This is a genomic window from Bowmanella denitrificans (genome assembly GCF_002887595.1).
Classification (GTDB): domain Bacteria; phylum Pseudomonadota; class Gammaproteobacteria; order Enterobacterales; family Alteromonadaceae; genus Bowmanella; species Bowmanella denitrificans.
In genome coordinates this window covers 283325-307998 of sequence record NZ_PEBU01000006.1, presented here as the reverse complement: position 1 = coordinate 307998, position 24674 = coordinate 283325, and the positions used below count along the sequence as shown (strand labels likewise).

General features: G+C 50.1%; 18 protein-coding genes. 6 read left to right on the top strand and 12 right to left on the bottom strand.

From position 1 onward, the window contains the following. Positions 1–313: 313 nt before the first annotated feature. Positions 314–1696, bottom strand: a complete 1383-nt coding sequence (gene cysS / locus CSR04_RS13500) for a cysteine--tRNA ligase (protein ID WP_102796808.1) — start codon at positions 1694–1696, stop codon at positions 314–316. Positions 1697–1834: 138 nt separating this feature from the next. Between cysS and CSR04_RS13495 the strand changes: the two genes are divergently transcribed. From CSR04_RS13495 to CSR04_RS13475, 5 genes are all read left to right on the top strand, one after another. Beyond that, positions 1835–2332: a peptidylprolyl isomerase gene (locus tag CSR04_RS13495; RefSeq protein ID WP_102796807.1), complete on the top strand. Its 498-nt coding sequence runs from the start codon at positions 1835–1837 to the stop codon at positions 2330–2332. A gap of 6 nt (positions 2333–2338) precedes the next feature. Then, positions 2339–3064, top strand: a complete 726-nt coding sequence (gene lpxH, locus CSR04_RS13490; protein WP_102796806.1) for a UDP-2,3-diacylglucosamine diphosphatase — start codon at positions 2339–2341, stop codon at positions 3062–3064. Between the two features lie 213 nt (positions 3065–3277). After that, on the top strand, positions 3278–5335 hold the full coding sequence (locus tag CSR04_RS13485; protein WP_216362566.1) for an alkaline phosphatase PhoX: 2058 nt from the start codon (positions 3278–3280) through the stop codon (positions 5333–5335). A gap of 67 nt (positions 5336–5402) precedes the next feature. Continuing rightward, the gene (locus CSR04_RS13480; protein WP_102796805.1) at positions 5403–7064 is read left to right on the top strand and encodes a hypothetical protein; all 1662 of its coding nucleotides are present in this window, start codon (positions 5403–5405) and stop codon (positions 7062–7064) included. 167 nt (positions 7065–7231) lie between these two features. Further along, positions 7232–9226: a metallophosphoesterase family protein gene (locus CSR04_RS13475; protein WP_216362565.1), complete on the top strand. Its 1995-nt coding sequence runs from the start codon at positions 7232–7234 to the stop codon at positions 9224–9226. 42 nt (positions 9227–9268) lie between these two features. Here the strand turns inward: CSR04_RS13475 and CSR04_RS13470 are convergent, their stop codons facing one another. From CSR04_RS13470 to miaE, 6 genes are all read right to left on the bottom strand, one after another. After that, complete coding sequence (locus tag CSR04_RS13470) at positions 9269–9547, bottom strand: hypothetical protein (RefSeq protein WP_102796804.1); 279 nt, start codon at positions 9545–9547, stop codon at positions 9269–9271. A gap of 55 nt (positions 9548–9602) precedes the next feature. Then, the gene (locus CSR04_RS13465) at positions 9603–11786 is read right to left on the bottom strand and encodes a peptidase domain-containing ABC transporter (RefSeq protein ID WP_102796803.1); all 2184 of its coding nucleotides are present in this window, start codon (positions 11784–11786) and stop codon (positions 9603–9605) included. A 14-nt stretch (positions 11787–11800) separates the two neighbouring features. Next, entirely contained in the window at positions 11801–12769 is a 969-nt protein-coding gene (locus tag CSR04_RS13460) for a beta-barrel domain-containing protein (RefSeq protein WP_172449354.1), read from the bottom strand. A gap of 7 nt (positions 12770–12776) precedes the next feature. After that, on the bottom strand, positions 12777–15899 hold the full coding sequence (locus CSR04_RS13455; protein WP_172449353.1) for a lantibiotic dehydratase: 3123 nt from the start codon (positions 15897–15899) through the stop codon (positions 12777–12779). Between the two features lie 4 nt (positions 15900–15903). Continuing rightward, positions 15904–17106: a lanthionine synthetase LanC family protein gene (locus CSR04_RS13450; RefSeq protein WP_146027172.1), complete on the bottom strand. Its 1203-nt coding sequence runs from the start codon at positions 17104–17106 to the stop codon at positions 15904–15906. Positions 17107–17945: 839 nt separating this feature from the next. Further along, positions 17946–18698 (bottom strand): tRNA isopentenyl-2-thiomethyl-A-37 hydroxylase MiaE, encoded by a 753-nt coding sequence (gene miaE, locus CSR04_RS13440; RefSeq protein WP_102796798.1) that lies wholly within the window; start codon positions 18696–18698, stop codon positions 17946–17948. A gap of 398 nt (positions 18699–19096) precedes the next feature. Here miaE and CSR04_RS13435 point away from each other — a divergent pair, with 398 nt between their 5' ends. Then, positions 19097–19696: a Yip1 family protein gene (locus CSR04_RS13435; protein ID WP_102796797.1), complete on the top strand. Its 600-nt coding sequence runs from the start codon at positions 19097–19099 to the stop codon at positions 19694–19696. A gap of 87 nt (positions 19697–19783) precedes the next feature. Here the strand turns inward: CSR04_RS13435 and purF are convergent, their stop codons facing one another. From purF to accD, 5 genes are all read right to left on the bottom strand, one after another. Beyond that, positions 19784–21304: an amidophosphoribosyltransferase gene (purF, locus tag CSR04_RS13430; RefSeq protein ID WP_102796796.1), complete on the bottom strand. Its 1521-nt coding sequence runs from the start codon at positions 21302–21304 to the stop codon at positions 19784–19786. Between the two features lie 47 nt (positions 21305–21351). Further along, on the bottom strand, positions 21352–21837 hold the full coding sequence (locus tag CSR04_RS13425; protein ID WP_102796795.1) for a CvpA family protein: 486 nt from the start codon (positions 21835–21837) through the stop codon (positions 21352–21354). 106 nt (positions 21838–21943) lie between these two features. Continuing rightward, positions 21944–22522 (bottom strand): SPOR domain-containing protein, encoded by a 579-nt coding sequence (locus CSR04_RS13420; RefSeq protein WP_102796794.1) that lies wholly within the window; start codon positions 22520–22522, stop codon positions 21944–21946. 31 nt (positions 22523–22553) lie between these two features. Continuing rightward, positions 22554–23804: a bifunctional tetrahydrofolate synthase/dihydrofolate synthase gene (folC, locus tag CSR04_RS13415; RefSeq protein ID WP_102796793.1), complete on the bottom strand. Its 1251-nt coding sequence runs from the start codon at positions 23802–23804 to the stop codon at positions 22554–22556. A 3-nt stretch (positions 23805–23807) separates the two neighbouring features. Continuing rightward, positions 23808–24662, bottom strand: coding sequence for an acetyl-CoA carboxylase, carboxyltransferase subunit beta (gene accD, locus CSR04_RS13410; protein ID WP_102796792.1), 855 nt, complete (start codon positions 24660–24662; stop codon positions 23808–23810). Positions 24663–24674: the final 12 nt, after the last annotated feature.

Sequence of the window (24674 nt, the reverse complement as noted above, 5' to 3'; positions counted from 1 at the left end):
ATCTGTTGGCTGTTGGCTGTTGGCTGTTGGCTGTTGGCTGTTGGCTGTTCAGGCTGACTCGCGCTCACGCTCTGTCAACGGATTTCTGCCATCTGACGACTTTATTCTGCCGACTGATTACTGACCTCTTGGTTCTGACGGCTTCCCCCGTCGGACTTAAGTCCGACCCACAGTGAAGAAACTGGGTTTTGCTGTCGAAATCAATTCCGACCCACTATGGGTTGGGCTTTAGCCCAACAAAAATAGCCCCATCTATCTGAATATTGGGACTATTTTTTCTCAGCAACTAAAAACGGGAACGCAGGTACAGCAATCAGGCTTTACGCCAGGTTGTACCCTGAGGGCCATCTTCCAGCACCACCCCCATTTCGGTCAGTGCGTTGCGGGCAGCGTCGGCGGCAGCCCAGTCTTTAGCTGCGCGGGCATCGGCCCGGGCCTGAATCAGACGTTCAATCTCGTCCACATCGGTATCGGCATCTGTGCCGGATTGTAAAAACGTCTTAGCGTCACCCTGCAATATACCTAATACGGAGGCCAGCTTTAGCAGCACACCAGCCAGTTTTCCGGCCGCTTCGGGTTGTGCTTTGTGCTTATTAATATCGCGGGCCAGGTCAAACAGTACAGAAAACGCTTCAGGAGTATTAAAGTCATCATCCATGGCAGCATTAAAGCGCGCCAGATAGCCACCATGGGCGATATCCACAGACTGATCCGCTTGCACATCCCGCAGAGCAGTATATAAGCGCTCCAGGGCGGCGCGAGACTGTTTAATATTGTCCTCTGAGTAATTCAACTGGCTGCGATAATGCGCGCTCAGCAGGAAATAGCGCAGCGTTTCCGCATCGTATTCCTTCAGCACGTCACGCAGGGTAAAGAAATTGCCCAGCGACTTACTCATTTTTTCCTGATTGACCTGCACCATGCCGGAGTGCACCCAGTAATTCACAAAAGGCTGACTGGAGGCGCAGCAAGACTGCGCAACTTCGTTTTCATGGTGAGGAAAAATCAAATCTGAACCACCACCGTGAATATCAAAATGGCTGCCCAGATGCTTTTCACTCATGGCCGAACATTCAATATGCCAGCCAGGTCGACCCGCTCCCCAGGGTGAATCCCAGCTTACTTCGTCAGCTTTGGCCGATTTCCACAATACAAAGTCCAGCGGATCATCTTTGTCTTCATTGACTTCCACCCGGGCACCGGCCTGCAATTGGCTGAGGTCCTGGCGACTTAATCTGCCATATTCTTTAAAGGTACTGACATCAAACAACACATCGCCGCTCGGTGCCACGTAAGCATGACCTTTTTCCACCAAGGTATTGATGATGGCAATAATTTCATCCATATGGGTGGTAACACGGGGTTCGATATCTGCTGGCAGCAAGTTAATCGCGGCAAAATCCTCATGCATCATGGCGATAGTGCGCTCGGTTAATTGCGCGGGCGTTTCACCATTTTTGGCTGCTCGGCGAATAATCTTATCGTCCACATCGGTGATATTACGCACATAGTTTACTGCATATCCCAGATGGCGCAGGTAGCGCACCATCATATCGAAACTCAGATATGTGCGGGCATGGCCCATATGGCAGACGTCATAGACAGTGATCCCACAGACATACAATCCCACCTTGCCAGCCGCAATGGGCTTAAATTCCTCTTTTTGGCGAGTGAGGGTATTGAAAATCTGTAGCATGGACACTCCTATTTAAAAAATTCTTGGCAGCTAAAGAAGGGCGATTTTATATCAAGCTCGCCTAGGGCGCACGGGCAAAGTTCCAAGCCTGAGCGCTTTAGGCTAAACTAGCGCCTTTATCATTTTGGGATTTGTTTTATGAAAGTCACCCTAAACACCAATTACGGCGCCATTGAATTGTCTATGCTGGCCGACAAGGCACCTAAAACCGTAGAAAATTTCCTGGCTTACGCTAAAGAAGGCTTCTACGACAATACCATTTTTCACCGCGTTATCGACGGCTTTATGATTCAGGGTGGCGGCATGGAGCCTGGTATGCAGCAAAAAACCACCAAAGATCCCATTCAGAACGAGGCCAACAACGGCGTGGCCAATAATCGCGGTACCGTAGCGATGGCGCGTACCAATGACCCGCACTCTGCGACCTGCCAGTTCTTTATCAACGTGGCCGATAACAGCTTTCTGAATTTCCGCGCTGAAAATATGCAGGGTTGGGGATATTGTGTGTTTGCTGAAGTATCCGCCGGTATGGACGTGGTAGATAAGATCCGCAAAGTCGAAACCGGTCGCCAGGGCTACCATGACGATGTACCTAACGAAGATGTGCTGATTCAATCCGTTGAGGTCAGTGAATAAGCCTTGATGTCGCAAACGCTGTTTATTGCAGATCTGCATTTAAGCGAAGACAGGCCTGATATTACTCAGGCCTTTCTGCGTTTTATGCAGCAGCAAGCTCCACAAGCCAGGGCATTATATGTGCTTGGCGATCTGTTCGAAGCCTGGATTGGTGACGATGATCAGAGTTCGTTCAACCAGCAGATAAAAGCGGCCTTCAGAAAACTGACAGAACAAGGCGTGCCCGTGTTTTTTATTCACGGCAACCGAGACTTTCTGATTGGTAAAAGTTTTGCCAGGGAAACCGGCATGACTTTGCTACCCGAGCTGCAGGTTATTGATCTGCATGGGCAAAAAGCATTAATTATGCATGGTGACAGTCTGTGCACCCGCGATGAAGTGTTTATGGCTTTTCGTAAAAAGTCCCGCGGCTGGTGGTGGCCAAGACTGATGCTGGCCATGCCACTTTGGTATCGCCGCCGGGTTGCGCGCAATGCCAGAGCCAAAAGCAAGCAGCATAATGCCAACAAACCCGAATATATTATGGATGTTACGCCCTCTGAAGTAGAGCGGGTTATGCTGGAAAACGGTGTAACACTGCTGATCCATGGCCATACCCACAGACCGGATATCCACCATTTCAGATTAAACAACCAGCCCGCCAAACGTATTGTGCTGGGGGACTGGTATGAGCAGGGCAGTTACCTGCTCGCCAGCGACAATGAGCTGACGCTTCACCATACCAAGCTCTAGTCCCTGAGCGAACGCAATCCAGAGATTCTGCGCTCGCTCTATTGTCATAATTCCATCACGCAATCTTCATAAAACTGCAAGTGCAGTGTCAAACAGCCTTGTTACTTTCTTTCGGATTTACTAACTCAAGCTTCTGATTTTTTACTGTTCTGGTGCAATCAGCCAGGCAGAGGAAGCAAACAACAATATTCTTAAAACAAAGAGGACCAGTCCATGTTTAACGAGTCAAGACTCGCTGTTTGCATTCGCACCTTACTTATTGGTATTCCCCTGGCCACCCTGGTTGCCTGTGGTGACGGTGACGATGGAAAAGACGGGGCCCAGGGCGCCAATGGTATCGACGGCCTGACCAGTCTGACCGCTATCGTAGAAATGGCTGCCACGGCAGAGTGCCCTAATGGTGCCACCAAGATGCAAGCGGGTTTGGACAAGAACAAAAACCAGACATTGGACGCAGATGAAGTGCAGAGTGAGACAGTGGTTTGTTCAGGAACCACAGGTGTGCAACCACTTTCCGCTTCTGCCCGCATTCAGTTTGACAGTGTGGCGGCCCCATCTTCCAACTATGAGAAGCGTCAGGTGTTGGTGGGTACAGCTAAAGCTGTTGATGGCACTGAAACTCGCATGTTAAATGTGGATTATCATATTCTGGCCCGTTCTGGCGATGAATATGGCGATGTCGCCTTTGGTCAGTTGGTGGACAGCAGTGGGCAGCCATTGTTCTCAGAAGATGGCTCTCGCAAGATTTCCGATTCCAACGAATTTACCTCTTTGCTGCCAATTGATGACCGTCTGTTCTCGGTATCTCAAATTGAATCTCGTCCCGGCGCTATGTTTATGATGGAGCTGAACCAGGACAAGTCAAACGGCGAACTGAGTGTTAAGAAACTGTGGCAGTTGGATATGTCCAACATCAACGGTGGCTGGGTACATTGTGCCGGTTCCGTCACCCCCTGGAATACCCACTTTGCATCAGAGGAATACGAACCGGATGCCCGCTACCTGGTAACCGGCCAGGACGCATTGGATGACGGCTATGCCGCGCCCTTTATGGAATACCACAATAACGACGTCAGTAAGTGGAATCCTTATCAACTGGGCTGGCCTATTGAAGTGGCCATTGATGCCAGTAACGCCGTGCCCGAAGCCGACCTGAAGAAGCATTATTCTTTCGGCCGGTTGGCCTATGAACTGGCCTATGTGATGCCAGATCAAAAAACCGTCTACCTGACCGATGATGGCACCAACGTTGGCCTGTATATGTATATTGCCGATGAAGCCGGCGACCTCACAGCCGGAAAGCTGTATGCCATGAAATGGAACCAGACCAGTGCTGAGGGCATGGGTGCCGCCAATCTGAGCTGGATTGAGCTGGGTCACGCCACTGATGAAGAAATCAAACCCTATGTTGACGGCAACATGCAGCTTAAATTCGCCGATATCTTTGATACGGTTGACCCGGTGGATGGCGCCTGCGCAGCTGGTTTTACTTCCGTCAATCAAAATGGCATCGGTCAGGAATGTCTAAAGCTAAAAGACGGCATGGAAAAGGTTGCTTCCCGCCTGGAAACCCGTCGTTATGCCGCGATGATGGGCGCCACCACCGAATTGCGTAAGGAAGAAGGTATTACCTTCGATCCAACCCGCAACAAACTGTACCTTGCCATGTCAGAAATTGGCCGTGGTATGGAAGATTTCGGTAAAAATGGCAGCGCCAGCAGCTCTTATGATAAGGGTGGCAACAACGACATTAAGATGGGTTACAACCAATGTGGCGGCGTTTACCAACTGGATGTGGCAGCCGACGCGGCTATTGGCTCTGACTATGTAGCAGGCAACATCAGCGGCCTGATTCAGGGTATCCCTGCCGTGGCAGGTATGGCCGATACTATTGCTGTAAAAGCTAACCCGGCCGAATTTGCCAATGGTATGAACGACTGCCATATCGACGGCATCGCCAATCCGGATAACGTCACTTATATGACAGGTCATGACATTTTGATCATCGGTGAAGATACCGGTAGCGGTCACCAGAATGACGTGATTTGGGCATATGATCTGCAAAACCAGCAGTTGTCACGCATCCAGACGACTCCTTATGGTTCAGAAACCACATCGCCCTACTGGTACCCCAATATCAATGGCTGGGCATATCTGACCAGCGTCATCCAGCACCCTTACGGTGAATCTGATGGTGACAAGGATACCGGTACCGGTGAGAACCGCGCCTACACTGGTTACGTAGGGCCTTTCCCGGCCAAGTCTGAATAAGTACAGAGCAAACTTACGCTATGTTGGGGGCATTTGCCCCCTTTTCCGTATATTCGAGAGTATCATTATGCAGTCCCGTATTTTTTGTACTTTGGCGTCGGTGCTTGTAGTCAGCCAGTGCCTGATACCTGCACAGGCCAGCGAAGCGCAATTTATCAATAAGCTCAGTCATTCCACCCCCTATATTCCCCCGCAGTGCTATACCGATCCCATTGTCAGCAAAACCCAAACAGCCAATCCTTGTTACGCCTGTCATACCAACAGCAAACGGCCAAATCTATTGAACGATACCGACGTTCAACAAGAATACAGTTTCCCGGAAAAAGCCTTACTTAACCCCTGGCTGAATCTGTTTAAAGACAGACGGGCACAAATTGCCAACATCACAGATGAGGACATTCTGAGCTATGTGCGTCAGAACAATTACCTTAACAGCGATGGCAGTATTCGCTTAAGCCAGCGCCTTAAAGAACAGGCGACCAGGTTTGATCAAGATGGTAATGGCCGCTGGGACGGCTATATGCCGGACAGCTATTTTAATTTTGATCAACAAGGTTTTGATCGCTCACCTGATGGCGGCTATACCGGCTGGCGCAGCTACGCCTACTACCCCATGCCGGGTAGTTTTATGCCCACCAATGGTTCCACCGATGATGTCAGTATTCGTCTGGCCGATTTGCTACAACAAAACGAACAAGGCCAGTTCGACTTGAGTGTTTACAAAATCAATCTGGCGATAGTCGAGGCGATGATCCTCGAGCAGGATGTTGTTATTGAAGCAGCAGACGAAACCAAGCTGAAAGTAGATTTAGATAAAGACGGCAAGCTTGGTACGGCCAGGCTGGTGAAATACGACTGGGCACCGCTTGAGCAGCGCCACATGAGCTATGTGGGTAAGGCCAGATTGGCCCAACAGGCTGGCAAACTGCATATCGCCGCAAAATTATTCCCGGAGGGAACGGAGTTTCTTCATTCGGTGCGTTATCTGGATATCAACGACCAGCAGGTTAGCATGGCCCCCCGCATGAAAGAGCTGCGTTATGCCCGCAAAGATCAATGGCTTAACTACTACCAATTAGAAGTCATTGTGGCGGATGAAATCAAGGAACGACATGACTTTCCCAGTCGCACCAAGCTGCTGCGTGGTAACGCCGAGCAAGGTGTACAGGTTGCACAGGGCTGGACCTATCAAGGCTTTATCGAAGACCAGCGCGGTGAGTTACGTCCACAAACCTTTGAGGAACATGGTACTTGTGCGGGTTGTCATAGCGGCATGGGCGTATTGATGGATACCAATATCTCCTTTTTCCGCAAGCTGGGGCAAGACAGCTTTCAGCAAGGCTGGTATCACTGGGAGCAAAAATCTCTGGTCGGCATCCCAGAGCCCAAACGCGACAGTGACGGTGAATATGAATACAGCTACTACCTGAAAAACAACCCTACCGGGGATGAATTCCGTGCCAATCAGGAAGTGAAAGACAAGTTTTTCGACGCCCAGGGGCAGCCCAGACAAGCCATGTTCGCAAGGTTGAACAAGGATATCTCCACCTTGTTGCTACCCAGTCTCGAACGGGCCCTGGCATTAAACAAAGCCTATAAAGTGATTGTTGAGGAACAAAGCTATATTCAGGGTCGCGATGCGGTGATTGCCCCACTTGACAACGTGCTGCATAAAGAGGTGGAAGCCAATCAGCCAACCGGCATTGAAAAAATTCTCAGTGCTTTCTAATCACTAATCTTAAAGGCGCTCTGTTGAGCGCCTTTATCGTTTAAACCAATAGATTTCGAACGCCCCGGCAATTGGTCAAAAATAATTCAAATAATCTTCATTTTCCCTGAATAAATAATTCATCTGCAGCTGTTGTAGTAGCGGTCTTTTAACTTCAGGGAAACTGTATGACCGTTTTCAAAAATCCAACAACATTCTCCAAATCCTTAGTTTGCGCCTTAGTTGCCACGGTACTTAGTGCCTGTGGCGGCTCGGACTATGACACACCTAAGCCTCCCAACCCAGTGCCCGTACCTCAACCTGAGCCGCAGCCCGCTCAACCTACCAGTTTTGTGTTGGGATTATTACCTGACACCCAGGGCGGCAGTGACGCCAGCGGTCAGGCGCATGTGGCCATGCATCCTATGGATGAGGTCCTCAAGCATCAGGCCGACAAGGGAGTAAACATGGTGATCGCCCTTGGCGACCTCACCGACAATGGCAGCAGCATTGAATTTGCCGAGTGGGTATCTGTCGCTAAACAGTACCAGCAACAGGGTATTGAGTTTCTGCCGGTGATGGGCAATCACGAAACCAGCTACGCCTATACCCTGGAGTGGATAGACAATATGCGTAGTTTTATTCCCGAAGACGCGGTGCATATGCCCGGCTATGAATGGGTAAACTACTATGTGATAAGAGAAAATGTGCTGATTTTTGGCCTGGCTTACTACAATTTGCCCGTGGCTTATACATGGATAAAAGACATTGTGCTCAGTCACAGGGACGAGGTGGATCACATTGTGGTGGCCAGCCATGACGGTCTGATTGGCGCTAAATACGGTCAAACCCTGGAGCAAATTGTGGACGGCACCAAGGATGACGGCTGGGTATACGATGTGCAGCCACAAATCCGCCAGTTTTTCGCCGAGCAGGATGTGATTTATGTGCAGGGCCACGAACACCAGTATCAACGCTCACTGATCACCGCAAAAACCACCCTCACCACCCTGCCTTCCAGTTCCACCCCGACAGGCGGAAACTACAAAATGGGTGCTTATACTCAGATTATGGCAGGTAACGCCTCATATAAAGGTTATGAGTTCCGCTTCGGTGAGCGGGAATTGGTGCAGATGATCGTGGCTCAGAAAAATGCCACCTATGATTTGGGCAAAGGCTCAACCCATTTTGATGTTAACTCCGGACTGCTCACCTTTAAGGGCAGCCGGGTGGACTATCAAAGCTACTTCGCTCCGCACACGGCCAAAAGCAACGATGCGGACCAGGATTTCACTGCCAACTGGCAGTTGATGGACAAATTTTCCCGCACCACCAACCGCTGCGAAACCATGATATATCCTAACTCCATTTTGCATGACACCCGCCCCGTACTGGTATTCCAGACCCAGTATCTGACCAATGATTGCTATGGCGATGACGGCTCTTTTGCACGTCTGGTGGGCGGACGCAACGATACTTTTAACCGTACCGATACCCGTACCCGCGATCTGTCTTTCACTCCTGGTATCAGCCGCGCAGAGAGCCTGATGGATCTGACCCGGCTGGCCTATCAGTGGCTGTTTATCCCCCACGAAAACTGGACTCCCAATTTGAACAGCCCGCTAAGAGTGGTGCCGGATACCGAAGCCAACGAACTGCTGATCCCCGAAACCAGTATCGATCTGAAAGAGCATGTCACTTTGAGCTGGTTAGCCGGCGAAAGTGACACCGCGTCGGATATCCTGATTATCAGTGGTACCCAGAACCAGACGGGGATATATCAGGGTGCCTATGGTGAACCTAAAGACAGTCAAGGTAACGGCCTGCCAATGTCACAAACCGATGGCGGCAGCAAAGGTCCGATGCCTTTGCCTCTGACTGCCAGTGCCAAATGGGATATCACTGATGCCAAAGCCGACCGTTACGCAGTGCAATTTACCGCACCAGATGCGCTGGACGTTGATGGACTGTTACTGGCCATCAGGCAGAATGATGGCTGGCAGGCCATAACTCAGGCCGATTGTGTGGTGGATATGGCCTGGAATGAAGACTGGCTGACACAAGCGCCAGACAGGCCCGAGCAATGTGCCGGACAAGCGCTGGTAGGTTGGGATAAAGATCACGGTAAGCGCTGGTGGGTGATACTGGACAGAGACGCCGAGCTGGCTCTGATAAAACCATAAACAACAAAGGGAAGGCTAGCCCTTCCCTTTCATCTTTGTATTTTAGCAATAACAAGTGTGTGGCCGGTTGGGCACTGCATTATTGCCCAACGGCTCAATTGACGGAGGACATTGGAAAGTCGGCTCACAATCAAGGCGAGTGAGCAAACAGGTTCTCTCTTTGCTCACGCAATACCTTGAGGTTTCTTCACACATACCACAGCCGGTATGGTGTGACATGGCCTTTTGTCCGCCAGCGATATCGCGGGTCAGGGCTTGTGGCACCACTTCCATATCATTGGAAAGCTGCATCAGGGTCAGTTTCTTGAGTTTCAGTTTCATCGGTTCATCCTTTTCCTGGTCAAATGATGGGGCTTGGCCCCGCTAGCAGGCGTCCTTACCTTGAAGCGGAAAACAGTGGTACAGCATCCGGCTTGTCCACACAACGGCGGTATTCCGCGTCATTCTTATCCAGCTCTTTTAACTTGCCATCCTTAAGCATCAGCACTCTGTCGGCCATTTCGATGGTCTGCGGGCGGTGAGAAATAATCACCCTTGTACAGTTAAATTGCTTTAATACCTGATTGATACTCTTTTCTAACATCACATCCAGATGACTGGTGGCTTCATCCATAAATAAAATATAGGGGGATTTGTACAATGCTCTGGCCAGCAGGATACGTTGTTTCTGACCACCGGATAACGACGAGCCCATGTCGCCTATCAGCGAATTGTACTTTAGCGGCATCGCCTCGATATCCTCATGAATACAGGCGTTATACGCACAGCGGATAATTTTTTCCATATCCGCCTGGGTATCAAAAAAGGAAATATTCTCGGCAATCGTACCGGATAATAGCTGATCGTTTTGCATCACCGCTGCCACACATTTTCGGTACTCGGACAGACCCATATCGCGAATATCCACGTCTCCCATAACCACTTGCCCCTGATGCGGATGAGCCAATCCGAGCATGACTTTCATCAAGGTCGATTTTCCACAACCAGATGGCCCGACAATGGCCACACATTCCCCCTGTTTGATATGCAGATCAAGTTCGTCCAGCACCAGCCGACCACGGTCCGAATAACGAAAACTGGCGTTTTCAATTTTAAAATCAAAGCTTTTAGGTTTTACCGGGGTACTGACGGTCAGATGCTCTTCCTTTTTATTCAGGGTAATGTCCGACAGCCGCTCCAGGTGTAGCCCCAGCATTTTAAACTGAATATAGCGGCTGATTAGGGCATTGATGTTGCCACTAAACTGGCCTTTATACGCCAGAAAAGCGAACAGGATCCCAAGACTCAGCACGTCGGTCATGATGAATTTTATGGCCAGGAAAATCACCAGAATGTTCTCCAGCCCCATTAAAACCGACTGGCAAATGCCCTGCAGAATGTTCAGATTGCCTAGCTTAATTCCCGCATTCAGCGTATCGGCATAGCGGTTCTGCCACAGAATATGGCGCTGCTGCTCACGGGCAAACAGCTTAATACTTTGTATGCCCCTTACCGTCTCCATAAAATTTGATGACTGACTGGCGCCAGCCACGATTGCCTCTTCCGACAAACGTCGGACAGGCCGGTAGAATAGCAGTTGCAGCAATAACGAGCCGAGCAGAAACCCCACAACCACCCAGGCCAGGGTTGGGCTGATCAGAAATATCATCACCCCGGTGGTAATGGCCATCACCCCATCCAGCAGGGTCTCAATTAAGCCCGTGGTGAGCAGACCTTTAATCTGCTCATTGGCACCAAATCGCGATACCACGTCGCCAATATGGCGTTTTTCGTAAAACGCCATAGGCAGACGAATCAGATGCCGGAAAAGATTGGAACCAATCTGAATACTGAGCTGATTGCCAAAATGCATGGTCACATAGGAGCGAAAACTCTGAATCAGGGTGCTGATCAGCATCAACATACCAAACCCCACCGCCAAGGCCACCAGCAAGGTTTCATTGTTGGTAGTCAGCACTTCGTCCACTACCAGTTTCATGTAATAAGGACTGGCCAGAGAGAATACCTGTAATACCACTGACAGCAGTAACAACTTAAACAACCAACCTTTCAGACCACGGATGCTGCGCCAGAAATCAAAGAAGGTCATGCTTTGCACTTCGTCGCGCCGGGTAAATTCGGCTGTTGGATAAAGCTCAAGGGCCACCCCGGTAAAATGCCGGGACGCTTCTTCCAGTGACATGCGGCGGTACCCTGTGCCTGGATCATGGATCTCCACAAAGCGGTCAGTGGCCCGTTTCAATACCACAAAATGATCCAGATCCCAGTGCAATATCGCCGGGTGGCGGAATTCCTTCAGATCCGCGGTTTCCAGGCGAATCGGTCGGCCACCCAGACCAATAGTATCGGCCAGCTCAATCAGTTGGATCATATCCATGCCATCCAACGACAACGCCGCTCTATTACGCATCTGGATAAGATCGGTTTTAAAGCCATGGTAGCCGGCTACCATGGTCAGTGCAGCCAATCCACACTCGCTGGCCTCAGATTGCAATATGACCGGCAATGCGCCGGAGCGGCGGAAAAAGCGAAAATTCAACAAATCAACCGGATTACCCATCCTTGCCCCTTGAATTAAATTCTGAACAACCAACTGAACAGTGATTGACTTGGCCCCTGCAGCACGGCGGTGACCTGCATTCCCTCAAACAGCGGTTGCTGCTGTCCGGTTTTATCTGCCCAGTGGCGCGGCAGCATCACCATAGCGGCGTAACCACCGCTTTCCTGCCGATTCCCCACCTGTTGCACTGTGGCATCCAGCACGCCAAATTTCTGGTATGGATAGTCATCAAAACGCACTTGTACGGATTGTCCTGGCTCAATATCACCGTACCAGGATGCTGGCAGCAGGAACCAGGCCTGCAGTTTTCCGTCAGCATCGCCAAGCCGGTACAGAAGTTCTCCCATCCTCAGGTTCTGCCCTTCCTTTACGTACCATTGCTGCAACACCCCGTAGTGCTGGGCTTTGAGCATATCACCGTCTGTCTGCCAACCTTGTTGCTTGTCCAGTACAGCTTGCAGTTGAGCAATGTCATAATTCAAGCGATTGGTCTGGTCCTGGGCTTCGATAAGCTGCAATTGCTGCTGCAATTGCTGGTCCGCGCCAAGTTTTCCCTGATGCTCTGCCAAATATTGTGCAAGTAGTTGCTGGCGTTGCTGGGTGCTTACCAAGGTACGTTGCAGATAGGCAAGCCTATCTGTTATTGCCTGCCCTGACTCCAATGTGTCTGGACTGTCCGTGGTTATTTTTGCCACGGCTTTACCCGCTTCAATTCTGGAACCTGGTGCGACCAGATGTTGCTTAAGTATGACTGGCGGCCCCTGATACGGGATATTCACCAGATTTTGTGGCTCGATTTTCGTGATAACCTGCATTTTGTGCTGATACTGAAACAACCACAAAAATGCCAGGACAGCCACCAGTGTCCCCAGCGTCAACGCCAACCCTACACTTACAGACAGAGGCTGGGTCAGGACCACTCTGCCAAACATGCTGGTTTTCTTGGCATCCAGAACCTGTTCGCGGAAAAGTTGTTTTTTCATGCTGCAGTTATTTTCCATCCTTCGAAGCAGTATCGGCGTTGCACTTAAACTGATAATAGCGGCGCAACAGGTCGTAGATCACAAACTCCTGTTCCCGCCCATAGGCTTTAAACATGCGATTACAGAACATGTGCATAAAAGAGCCAAGAACACGCTTAACACCGCCTTGCAATGCGCCCTCTTTATCCAATTGCTGATAGCCCTGCACCAGCACATGCAGTGGCTGGCTTTGCAGTTCAAGAATAGACCAGAGCTGCGTCTGTACCTCATCCATCTGCTGACGGTTGAGCAGGTTGATGACCTGATCTTGTACATCCCGGTATTTCTGCCCCAGTTGTTTACGCAGATGGCGACTGTCGCCAAATTCTCTGCCGTAGCCTTCACGCAGCAGGGATATCAGTTCCAGTTTGTCCTCATTGCTTAAGGCAAATGCTTCAAGCAAACTATGACACCCTGCCAATACCGCTTGCCAGCGGTAGCTTTCCATATCAGCTAAGGCCGTATCAAGCAGTCGCAGGGCCGTTTCACTATTGATACAGAACAGGTTTTCGGCCAGGGGCATGGCATCCTTACCACCATAGCGCTCTAATTCCTGTTTATAGGTGTCGATAACCACCTGTTTAATTGGCCCGTTATCAACATAGTCGCCGCTGTGCTGATAAATCATCGGCACCATTTCAGCTAATAGCTTAGCGCCATCACCATGCAGTCTTAAACGCAAATGCCAGTCGGGATCGCCGTAGCGTAAAAAGAAAAAACCTTCGATCAGGCCGCCCTGCTTTGCCGCAAATAACAACGGGCTGAGTACCTCAAGCAGGTACTTCTCGACTGTGGAATTGCCGCCATAGAATTTGATACTCAACCATTCGCTGCCGACTACAAATTCGCGACTGACATTTTCCTGTGGTGGCTGCGGCCTGGCTACCGCCAAAACATCATCATTCTGCTGATAAAACGGCAGCAGCACTTCACTGCGCAGGCTTTGCCCATCCAGGGTGGCAGCGGTCCCCCACTCTGTCTCTGGCAGTTCCTCCAATGTGACTAGCGATTGTCCTTTGGTTTCACCTAAAAGCACATCCAGCATAATTGGGTTAGCCAGCGTCAGGGTCAGGGCATTATCCGATATCTTGTACAGCAGCCAATCCGGCAATTGCAGTTGGCTCTGCAGCGTTTTCCAGGCCTGGCTGTAGTCATCCCCGCATAGCTTTGCCAGGGCAGTCAGCTTGTCTCTTGGCACAAACCAGGTGCGCACCGATAAAAGCACGTTACCAAAACGCACCCTGGGCAGATAGTCCCGCTCCCTCGCCAGTGCCGGCCAGTTAAAAAACGGGTATTGCACCTGCTGCTTTTGCAAACCAGCCAGAAATTTATACAAGCCCAGACTGTTATGCATGGTGTTGTGTGCGCTGGACAGACGCGGGATCACTTCACGTTGGTGGGATTGACTCCACAATCTCACCAGACCCTGTTCAACATACACATAAAGATCATCCAGACCGATTTGCTTCTCCACTGGCACCCCGGCACTGGTCAGATAACAGATTTCATATTCCCGCAGCACAGGTCTGGCAATCACATTGCCCATGCGCCCACTGGGCAGATGGATAATCTCTGCAAATAAAGCATCCGGGCGCTGCGCTTCCTCCTGTTTGAGCAAATCACGGGTATATTCGGTGAGTTGTGGGCTAAGATGGCAGAATCGCCCCAGCAGGTTAGCAGCCGAAGGGCCATAAAAGCCGGTTAATCTGATGGTATCCGCCTTGTCGCCATACAGTTCCAGGCTGGCGGCAAAACTGTCGGCAAAATAGCTGGTCTGACTGAGTTGATGCTGATCGATATCTTTCTCCGTCAAACTGATTTCAGTAATTTTCTCATCTGCACAGGCCATCAGCTTCTTCAGTAATAAGCGGTCCAGGGCAGACAAACCAGCATTGCCCATGCCAGCTTGCGCAGCGGCAAGGTTGAGTCCTTTTAATAAAGGGGTGGCATAACCGGTGTCAGAAGACATGGACCAGCCAGACTCGTCGTCCAAAAACGCTTTCAGCGGCATCATCCGGCCGACAAACTCATTATTGATTTTATTGATTATGTCACTGAAGGGGTTGCCCGGTGCCGGCAATAAGCGCGACAGATGTCTGGCCACAACCAGCACCTGTTCGGCTTTATCTTTACTCAGGGTCAGATCTGGTGCATGACGCAGCATATCCACCTGAAAAGACTTAGCCTCATCCGCCGAAAGTGCCATGGCCTGCATCCTTTGATACAGCGCCTGGTAAGATTCGGGGGGGTTGTGTTGTTGCTGATCCAGACCATCCAGCTCGCTTAGTATAGCCTCAAGCTCGGCACTTAATTGCTGGTATCCCAGAGCAGCCGCTTCGCGCTGAAACTGCCTGCCCATATCATCACCGCTGATAGGAAGATTGAACACCGGCAGCAAGATGCGCGCCTCCACCAGTTCAGCAACAAATGTCTCGGCGTCCGCGCAACTGATTTCAGTATCCAGGCTCATCAGATTATCAAGCAACACCTGACGTCGCACTGGCTCCCTGGCCGATTCCACCATCAACTGCAAAGGCTCGCTGATATCCGCAGATGTCAGTCGGTAATGAATTTGCTCTTTGACAAAATAGCTTTCCACATAACGGTACTCAGCACCCATTTTGTAGAGGCTGTCGTTGGTCACCAATGGCATGTCTTTGGCCACCCAGTCCTGCTCGCACAAGCGGGCTTTAAGGGCCAGCAAACAAGAACTGTCCAGGCGTGTCTTGCGGCTGAAACCATCATTGCTTTTAAGTGCTAAATGGTCAGATTCTGCCACTTTACCCAGACTAATAGCCGAAAATAATCCAAAAGGCGTGGCACGTCCGGCCATGCGCATAAAATACTTTGCTAATGCCAACTCCATTTTCTGGCCACGTTTGGAGTCTGGGTCCTGCTGCCACTGATGCAGGCGTTGCAATAGCGATGGGCTGGCCAGATATAACGCCTCCAGCGTTTCAGGATGGTGTAGCCAGGCATTAAGTTTTTCTCGCAGTTGGCGCTTATCACTGCTGTGCCATTGCGTCAGCTCACTAAAAGCCAGCCTGGGGGTTCTCAGAATAAAGAACTCCGCCACTCCTTGGGTTTGCATACTGTTACTCCAATAACAAAGATTCTTTCCAACTGCTGTCATGACCGACTGCAGCCAACAAACACAGTCCCACCCCGGCTAGCCCTTCCAGCATCCCAGGGCAATCCTGATATTCGTCGGCTTCACCATCAAAGCGGCGTAAACCATCCAAATTGGGTTCTTTTTGCGCATAGTCGAACGTTTGCTGTAGCCAGAATTGCGCGTAGTCCAATAACGCCGGATGTTGCATTTCATCATGCAGTGTCTGAAAAATCAGCATATTGCCCGCTGAGCCATGGCAAATACCTGCGTCATAACAAGAGGTCAACTTAAAATCCCGTCGGGTTGTGCAAGCGACGGCAATGTCTTTGGCGGCGTTCTGAATACGTTGATCTTCAAGGGCTTTACCTGCACGCCATAACACCAGGGCGTTACCAATATCGCCGTAACACCAGCCAATGCGCGAACGCATCACCCGCCGATTGTTGTAGGAAAAGTAGCTGCCGGTATCGGCAGGGTTGCGCTGTGCCAATAACCAATCGGCGCTGCCCCTTAACAGGCGCTCGTGTTCTAACGTGGGTTGACAGCGATAAATGTGGGTTAGACACCCTAAGACAGAGGCATTACCGTGAGCCAGCCCCAGGTTAAACTCCACTTGCTCGCTATTCCCGTCTGAGTGATAAGCCGATGTGGGGGCGCTTGGCCACGCCAGCCCTTGTGGTGTTTCCACCATCAGTGACTGCAGGTGCTGCACCACTTTCTCAATCATCCGCTTACCGCTGTCGTAGCCGGAACGCTTGCTGGCATAAAGGCCAAAACCGGCTAATCCGGCCAGTAGCTCATATTCTCCCGACCAAGTATCCACCGACAATGCATTGAGTATCAGTTGGTCAATATCGGCATTCACGTCATCGTCATCACCAAAGCGTTGTTGCAGGTGTTCACGTAACCAGGCAATGCCTAACAGCCCCATATCCAGTCGCGGTGGCAGTGTTTTCAAATCGCAATTGCTTTGCAGGGCATCAATCAGACTTTCAATCTTATCCATACCCAGGGTATTTGGGTAGTTAGCTTCCATTTCCACCAGAAATAAAATCAGGCCAGCTACACCACCGCATAGTCCCCAGTTCCTGACACTGAGCAGCTCGCTGTCAATTCTGTCGGTAATCTGTCTGAGAATGTGCAGACATTGTTGGTGCTGTTGTTCAGAGCTGATAAGTGCAGACATCGCCTTCTCCTTATGGCCTTTATACTCTCTGTCTGTTGCCGACACAGCCTGGTTATCGCTGCCCGGCTCAAAAAACTCCTGGCAGCAGCCAGGCACAGAAAATCAGGAAAAGACAAAGAAGCCCGGCTTCTTTGTCTCATCTTTATTAGCAGAAACAGGTATGTGGCCTGTTTGGCACTGCATTATTGCCATAGGGCTCAAGCGATGGCGGGCAAATCCGTAAAGATTGACAGCCGTCACATGTAGCGCCACAAGTAGCCCCGCACGTTACTCCACAAGTACTGCCACAAGTGGAACCGCAGGTGGAGCCACAAGTGGAACTACAGGTGGAACCACAAGTCGAACCACAGGTTGCACCCGATGTACAAAAATCAGTGAAAGGATCACATCGGCCAGCCAGCGGCTGAATAGTGGTAAGACAGAGATCAAAGCGGGAAGGTGGTGCACCACCAGCTATGTTGTGCGTTAGTTTCTGCGGCACAACTTCCATGTCGTTAGAGAGTTGCATCAACGTGTTCTTCTTCAGTTTCAATTTCATTTGTTATTCCTTTTCCGTTGAACAGAATTGCTGCCTTATGGCAGCTCCATGCCCCATCTATCCATTTCAAGATAACTGCTTTAGAAGCAACATATTGTTAACATTCATGGAGGAACTCAGCAAGCCAGAATAAAAAACAAACAGAATACGGACGAAAAACCTTGTTCAGAATAATTGACAAATGTTACCGACGAACAGGCAAAAGCAAAGCCAAGGATTGGCATGCTTACCCCGGTTGTGTAAGCACCGCCCGCCAAGTGAGCCTATCAGCTAATTTGAAGTTGAAACCCTGCAGGTAGGGTCAGGTTGGCATGCCACTGTGAAACTTAAAATCACTATCCGGCGATAAAATCAGCTCCGCTTCCACGCTGCCAAAGTGCTGAACGCGCGCTGAGATATCGTTTTGGGCAAAGTCCTGGGCCAGCGTCAAATAGTCCTGATAGTGGCGTGCTTCAGAACGTAGCAAAGAAATATAGAATTCCCCCAGCCTGCTATCGACATGAGGTGCAATGGCTGCGAAACGCTCGCATGAACGAGCCTCTATGTAAGCTCCGCAGATCAATTTATCAACCAATGCCGCTGGCTCATGAGTTCTGACATGACTGAGTAAGCCTCTGGCATACCGGCTTGAGGTAATCTTGTCGTAAGCCACTCCAAACACTTGCATAAGCTCGAGCACTTGATAGAAATGATGGAGCTCCTCTTTAATCAGTAGCACCATTTTATTAATCAGATCTTGACTATAAGGCGAAGTCGAACGGGGTATCATTGCCTTAGTCAGCTTGTCATGCCCGGCCAACGCTTGCCAATCACCAATCTGACGATAAGCAAAATCTTCATATGGCTTTAGCCATTTAAGCAGCGCAGCGCCACTTTCCTCGTCTACCGCATATTTGCGAATCAAATACATGGCACTTTGGGCGGCCTTCAGTTCGCAAATAAGGTGATCGGTAAGCAGCACAGAGAGGTTTACCGGTTTCATCGCGGCGTCAACCCATTGCTTCGGTGTCTCGCAATGCAGGAATGATTTAATGGGAGCAAGTAAAGTATTCAAACAACAATCTCAGACTTTTAATCTGTACAGCAGCCACTGGCCCGTTCAGAGCTAAATAAGGGGATTTTATCATGGCTATGCGAGGTTCGCTCTTGTTAGTCATCGGCAACATTCTTGCTGCAGATAACCTTATTTCCCCTGTGTAGTTTGCCCATTAAAAGGTTGCCCTGCTCTTCATGTGAGCACCACTGAAAAACCTTTCAGAGAGAAAAAGAGTGGCCCTAATCTGTTAGTAAAAACCAGTAAAACCATAGGGTTATATTGTCGATAAAATAAACTATTGACGAACGAAGCAAGGTCCATGAAACTAATGTTAAAACAATGTTAAAAACACTCCATCAGTATAAAGCTGTGGGGAAACATCAACTAAGAAGCCAATGCGCTAAGTGAGGTAGATTATGATCCTGAACCATCTGTGGGGTCTTTATGCTCACCCCAAAGAAGAATGGCAAACCATTGAAAAAAGGCATGAAAGCCTTAGCTACAGTATGACCCATATACTGATCGTGGCCCTGATTCCGGCCATTACCGGCTATTATGCTGCGGCTCATCTCGGCTGGAGTATTGGGGTGGGAGATGTGATCAAGCTCACTCAGCAAAGCGCCATGATGATGAGCATCGGCATGTATCTGGCGTTGGTCGCTGGCGTATTTGGCCTGGCCTATCTGGTGCATTGGATGGCCAAGACCTTTGATGCCAATCCATCCTTCACCCAGTCACTGGAACTGGCGGCCTACACTGCCACACCATTGTTTATGGTAGGTTTTGCCGCGCTGTATCCGGTACTTTGGTTTGTGATGCTGGTTGGGCTGGCCGGGCTGACTTACTCTGTTTATCTGCTCTATTCCGGCGTGCCGATTATTATGCAGATCCCCGAAGAAAAGGGCTTTATTTATGCCAGTTCGGTGGTGACCTGCGGGCTGGTATTGCTGGTTATTATTATGGCGGGCTCGGTCATTCTGTGGGGAATGGGTCTGGGGCCTGAATATATGGCCTGAGGCGTCACCTCAATATCATCTACAAATGCTGTAGGTTACAAACGCAAAAAACCGCGCTTTAGCGCGGTTTTTTATTTGCAACAAGAATCAGGCTTCGCCATCCAGATTATGAATCTCTAAATTGCATAACTCCATTTGGCCTTTTTTATGCTTAGCCGAGTCATTACGCATCAGGTCCAGCCTGTTCAGATAATCCTGATCCACATCGCCGGTAATATATTCGCCGTCAAACACTGACGTTTCGAAACGGCCAATCTCCGGATTTTCTTCCCTTACGGCTTCCACCAAATCGCTAATATCCTGGAAAATCAAACCATCGGCCTTGATAAGTTCGCAGATCTCGTCGATTTCGCGGCCATGGGCAATCAGCTCATTGGCTGACGGCATATCAATACCATAGACATTGGGGAAGCGAATTTCAGGTGCGGCAGAGGCAAAATACACCTTTTTGGCGCCAGATTCGCGAGCCATGGTAATAATCTGCTCAGAAGTGGTGCCCCTTACAATGGAGTCATCCACCAGCAGTACATTCTTACCGGCAAATTCAGAAGAGATAGCATTGAGCTTACGACGCACTGATTTCTTACGCTGAGTCTGGCCCGGCATAATAAAGGTACGGCCGATATAACGGTTTTTCACATAACCCTGGCGATATGGCAGATTCAGTTCCTGGGCTATTTGCAGGGCAATATCATTCGAGGTTTCAGGGATGGGGATCACGACGTCAATGTCCAGGTCAGCCCATTCACGGGCAATTTTCTGGCCCAGCTTGCGCCCCATATTGACTCGGGATGCATATACTGAAATACCATCAATAAAGGAGTCAGGGCGGGCGAAATAAACAAATTCGAAAATACAGGGAGTATGGGTTGGATGATCAGCGCACTGTTGGGTAAACAGCTGGCCATCTTCGGTAACGTAAATAGCTTCACCCGGCGCCACATCGCGGATAAAGGTAAAACCCACCACGTCCAGCGCCACACTCTCAGACGCCACCATATATTCATCGCCAAACTCGGTTTCCCGCTTACCCAATGCCAGCGGACGAATACCATGAGGATCGCGAAATGCCACCATACCGTTACCGATAATGGCTGCCACTACAGCATATGCACCTTTAATCTTACGGTGCACTCTGCTTACCGCATTAAACACATCCTGTGGCTCCAGGGTCAGGCCGGAGCCTTCCTGCAATTCATGGGCGAAGATATTCAGTAACAGCTCAGAGTCTGAGCTGGTGTTAATATGACGACGGGCAATACGGAAAACCTCTTCTTCCAGCTCATGAGCGTTGGTCAGGTTGCCATTGTGAGCAAAGGCAATACCAAAGGGCGAGTTCACATAAAATGGCTGGGCTTCCGCGGAACTGGACGAACCTGCGGTGGGATAGCGCGCATGACCTATGCCGAAATTGCCGGTTAAGCGCTGCATATGGCGGCTATGGAACACATCCCGGACCAGTCCATTGGCCTTACGCAAGTGGAACATGCCATCGTCAATGGTGACGATACCTGCAGCATCCTGCCCCCGGTGCTGCAATACGGTTAATCCATCATACAGAGCCTGATTAACCGGGCTTTTACCCACGATACCTACGATACCACACATGCAAGTTACCTATATTTTCCAGTGCATCTTGCCAAAGGCATGGATGCTCAAGGGTTTAAGAAACTGGAATGGTTCTGGAGGTATTCGAAGAACCATTCAATAACAATACTGAATTCAGGGATCAGGATGGACTGCTGCCACCATTGTGCTTTGCCAAAACCGGTAAATGCATCCATAAAAAACAACAATGCGCTGACGACCAGTGCCCCTCTGAGCAAGCCAAACACGGCACCCAGTGCGCGGTCAGTGCCAGACAACCCGGTATATTGGACCATCTGTCCAATAAGATAGTTTAATAGGCCGCCCAAAATCAGCGTAGCGACAAACAGGATCGCAATGGCCACACCATTACGAACCATCGGATCTGAAAAGTTATCCAGATAGACCGCCAAATCGGCGTAAAACTGACTGGAAATAAAGAATGCGGCGAACCAGACGGCGAGAGAAACAGCTTCCTTAACAAAGCCCCGAACCAGGCTGATAAGGGTGGAAAGCAGGATGATGCCTATAATGCAGTAGTCTATCCAGTTCATGCCGTCATTCGATGAAAAAAGCCGCGCGCATTCTAGCAGAAGCCCATACGAAAATCTTCATTATTGCGAAATAAGAAATTCGCTGCCCAAATAAAAAAGGGCTGATTTATTCAGCCCTGAACTCAGTGATTTTGCCCTGCAATTTGGTCAGTTCCTGCAAATGAGGCAACGCCTTTTCCAATTTATCTTTTTGCAGATCAGGGCCAACAAACACTTTGGTCAACTGTCCTGCGCTGGTATTAATATTGCGACTGAATGTGCGATAACCTGCCGCTTCCAGTTTGTCCATCAGCTCGCGCACATTCTTTTGGTGACGAAAACTACCGAGCTGCACAACCCAACCAGCACTAATCGTCTTGTCAGCAACTTGATAATCTGCTGCCTCATCTGGCGTTTCTGTTATTTCGCCGGATGGCACTGCGGCCACTTGCTCATCCGCCTGCACAGGGTCATCCACTGCCACTTCATCCACGATTTCCACCGTGCGACTGACCCGTTCTTTCACTTCATCTTCAGGAAAGGCGGCAGTTTGCGCGACAGGTTGATGGTCAGGTCGTGCAGGTACCTGCAGAAAAGTGTCTTTATGGGACACTTTTTCGCCATCCAGAATATCCGGTAAAAAAATGACCGCCAGGGCCACCAGAATAATGGTACCTACCAGTCTGTTTTGAAATGCTGAAGACAAACTTACCTCCCCGCCTGGGTGTCAATTGGGTTCAAGAGGTGGTGATAGATAAAATCTCAGCCACAGTAAAAAAGGAGCCGAACACCACCACCAGATCTTGTTGTTGTGCCTGCTGCAAGGCTTTGCTGTAGGCATCTTGTACGGATTGGCATTCTAGCACTTTTTGTCCATCAGGCAGCAAATCAGCCAGCATCCTGGCCGTGGCCCCACGCGGACCGCCCAGTGGCGCCAAATACCAACGTGGACTTAAACAGGTAAATGGCCTCAGGCAAGCACCGATATCTTTGTCCTTCAGCATACCGACAACCAGATGTACGTTTTGCGCTGAATATTGGCTGATTTGCTGCAATAGATAGTTGGCCGATTGGGGATTATGTGCAACATCCACCAGCACTCGGGGATGTTCATTTATTAGCTGACAACGCCCTATCAGGTGAATTTCCCCTAATAAAGCTTCCACATTCAGTTCAGCCAGTACACCCAGCCGTTGTAGCACAGATAGCGCCGTGGCAGCATTAGCCGCCGGAATAGCTGGCAGCGGCCCACTTAACGACACACCATTGTCGCCCTGCCAATAAAAACGGTTCTGTTCAATTCGGTAACTGAAGTCCCGGCCCTGCCAACTCACGTCCAGATTGAGATTGTCGGCTATGTCCACCAGGTTCGCCGGCGGCTGCGGCTCCCCCACAACGGCCTGTCCATTACGCCGAAAAATACCGGCTTTTTCCGCTGCCACCAGTTCACGGGTATTGCCCAGCCAATCCTGATGATCAAGATCAATGGTGGTAATCACAGCAATGTCAGCATCAAGAATATTCACTGCATCCAGTCGACCGCCCAACCCGACTTCCAAAATGGCAAAGTCCGGCTGCTGCTGGGCAATAAGCACCAAGGCCGCCAGGGTGCCAAACTCAAAGTAGGTCAGACTGGTGTCCGCCCGGGCCTGTTCCACTAACGCGAAGGCCTGGCAGTGGGCCTGCTCACTAAGCATCTGTCCACTTACACGCAAGCGTTCACGGTAGTCCAGAATATGCGGGGAGCTGTATACGCAGGTACGGCGGCCGGTTTGCTCTAAAGCTTGTTCCAGCATGGCGCAAGTCGTGCCTTTGCCGTTGGTGCCTGCCACAGTAATTATCCTGATACTGGAAAAATCCAGCGCCAGGCGCTGAAACACTTCGCGGGTGCGATCCAGTCCCATATCAATAGTGGACGGATGAATGGACTCAAGATAATGCAGCCAGCCTTCCAATGTGGAAGGCTGGGAAGAAGGTTGCTGTGTCATAAATCAGTTGGAGTGATGCATTTTGCTAAGCAGACTATGCAACTTGTCACGCATCTGACGGCGATCGACAATCATGTCAATGGCACCTTTTTCCAGCAAAAACTCGCTGCGCTGGAAACCAGGGGGCAGCTTTTCACGTACGGTTTGTTCGATGACCCGGGGACCAGCAAAACCAATCAGGGCTTTAGGCTCAGCCACATTAACATCACCCAGCATAGCTAAACTGGCGGATACCCCCCCCATCGTTGGGTCAGTCAATACCGAAATATAGGGTAAGCCCTTCTCACTCATTTTAGCCAGCGCGGCACTGGTTTTAGCCATTTGCATCAACGACAGCAGGGCTTCCTGCATACGTGCTCCGCCACTGGTTGAAAAACACACCAGCGGACAATTATTTTTCAGACAGGCTTCCACCGCTTTAACAAAACGGGCCCCTACTACTGAGGCCATAGAGCCGCCCATAAAGGCAAATTCAAATGCCGCCACCACCACTGGCATACCATTGAGCTTGCCTTTCATCACCACCAGGGCGTCTTTTTCGTTGGTGGATTTTTGTGCGGCAGTAATTCTGTCCTTGTACTTCTTGGAGTCTTTAAACTTCAGCACATCCTGAGGCTCTAATTCGCCCCCCAGTTCAACCCGCTCCCCCTGGTCCAGAAAGCTGTCAATACGCGCTCTGGCACTAATGCGCATATGGTTATCGCACTTAGGGCAAACTTCCAGTTGGCGCTCAAGCTCCTGTTTATACAGGGTGGCATTACATTCGGTACACTTAGTCCATACCCCTTCCGGCACATTGGCCTTAGCGGCGGCCGACTGTTGGGTACGGGGAAGTATTTTCTGAATCCAGCTGCTCATGGAACCCTTAAT

Coding starts and splice junctions, on each gene's coding strand:
- CSR04_RS13465 (WP_102796803.1), bottom strand. CDS start 11,786: ATGGGTAATCCGGTTGATTTGTTGAATTTTCGCTTTTTCCGCCGCTCC.
- purF (WP_102796796.1), bottom strand. CDS start 21,304: ATGTGTGGTATCGTAGGTATCGTGGGTAAAAGCCCGGTTAATCAGGCT.
- cysS (WP_102796808.1), bottom strand. CDS start 1,696: ATGCTACAGATTTTCAATACCCTCACTCGCCAAAAAGAGGAATTTAAG.
- CSR04_RS13435 (WP_102796797.1), top strand. CDS start 19,097: ATGATCCTGAACCATCTGTGGGGTCTTTATGCTCACCCCAAAGAAGAA.
- accD (WP_102796792.1), bottom strand. CDS start 24,662: ATGAGCAGCTGGATTCAGAAAATACTTCCCCGTACCCAACAGTCGGCC.
- CSR04_RS13455 (WP_172449353.1), bottom strand. CDS start 15,899: ATGCAAACCCAAGGAGTGGCGGAGTTCTTTATTCTGAGAACCCCCAGG.
- CSR04_RS13460 (WP_172449354.1), bottom strand. CDS start 12,769: ATGAAAAAACAACTTTTCCGCGAACAGGTTCTGGATGCCAAGAAAACC.
- CSR04_RS13485 (WP_216362566.1), top strand. CDS start 3,278: ATGTTTAACGAGTCAAGACTCGCTGTTTGCATTCGCACCTTACTTATT.
- CSR04_RS13480 (WP_102796805.1), top strand. CDS start 5,403: ATGCAGTCCCGTATTTTTTGTACTTTGGCGTCGGTGCTTGTAGTCAGC.
- CSR04_RS13470 (WP_102796804.1), bottom strand. CDS start 9,547: ATGAAACTGAAACTCAAGAAACTGACCCTGATGCAGCTTTCCAATGAT.
- folC (WP_102796793.1), bottom strand. CDS start 23,804: ATGACACAGCAACCTTCTTCCCAGCCTTCCACATTGGAAGGCTGGCTG.
- lpxH (WP_102796806.1), top strand. CDS start 2,339: ATGTCGCAAACGCTGTTTATTGCAGATCTGCATTTAAGCGAAGACAGG.
- CSR04_RS13425 (WP_102796795.1), bottom strand. CDS start 21,837: ATGAACTGGATAGACTACTGCATTATAGGCATCATCCTGCTTTCCACC.
- CSR04_RS13495 (WP_102796807.1), top strand. CDS start 1,835: ATGAAAGTCACCCTAAACACCAATTACGGCGCCATTGAATTGTCTATG.
- CSR04_RS13475 (WP_216362565.1), top strand. CDS start 7,232: ATGACCGTTTTCAAAAATCCAACAACATTCTCCAAATCCTTAGTTTGC.
- CSR04_RS13450 (WP_146027172.1), bottom strand. CDS start 17,106: ATGTCTGCACTTATCAGCTCTGAACAACAGCACCAACAATGTCTGCAC.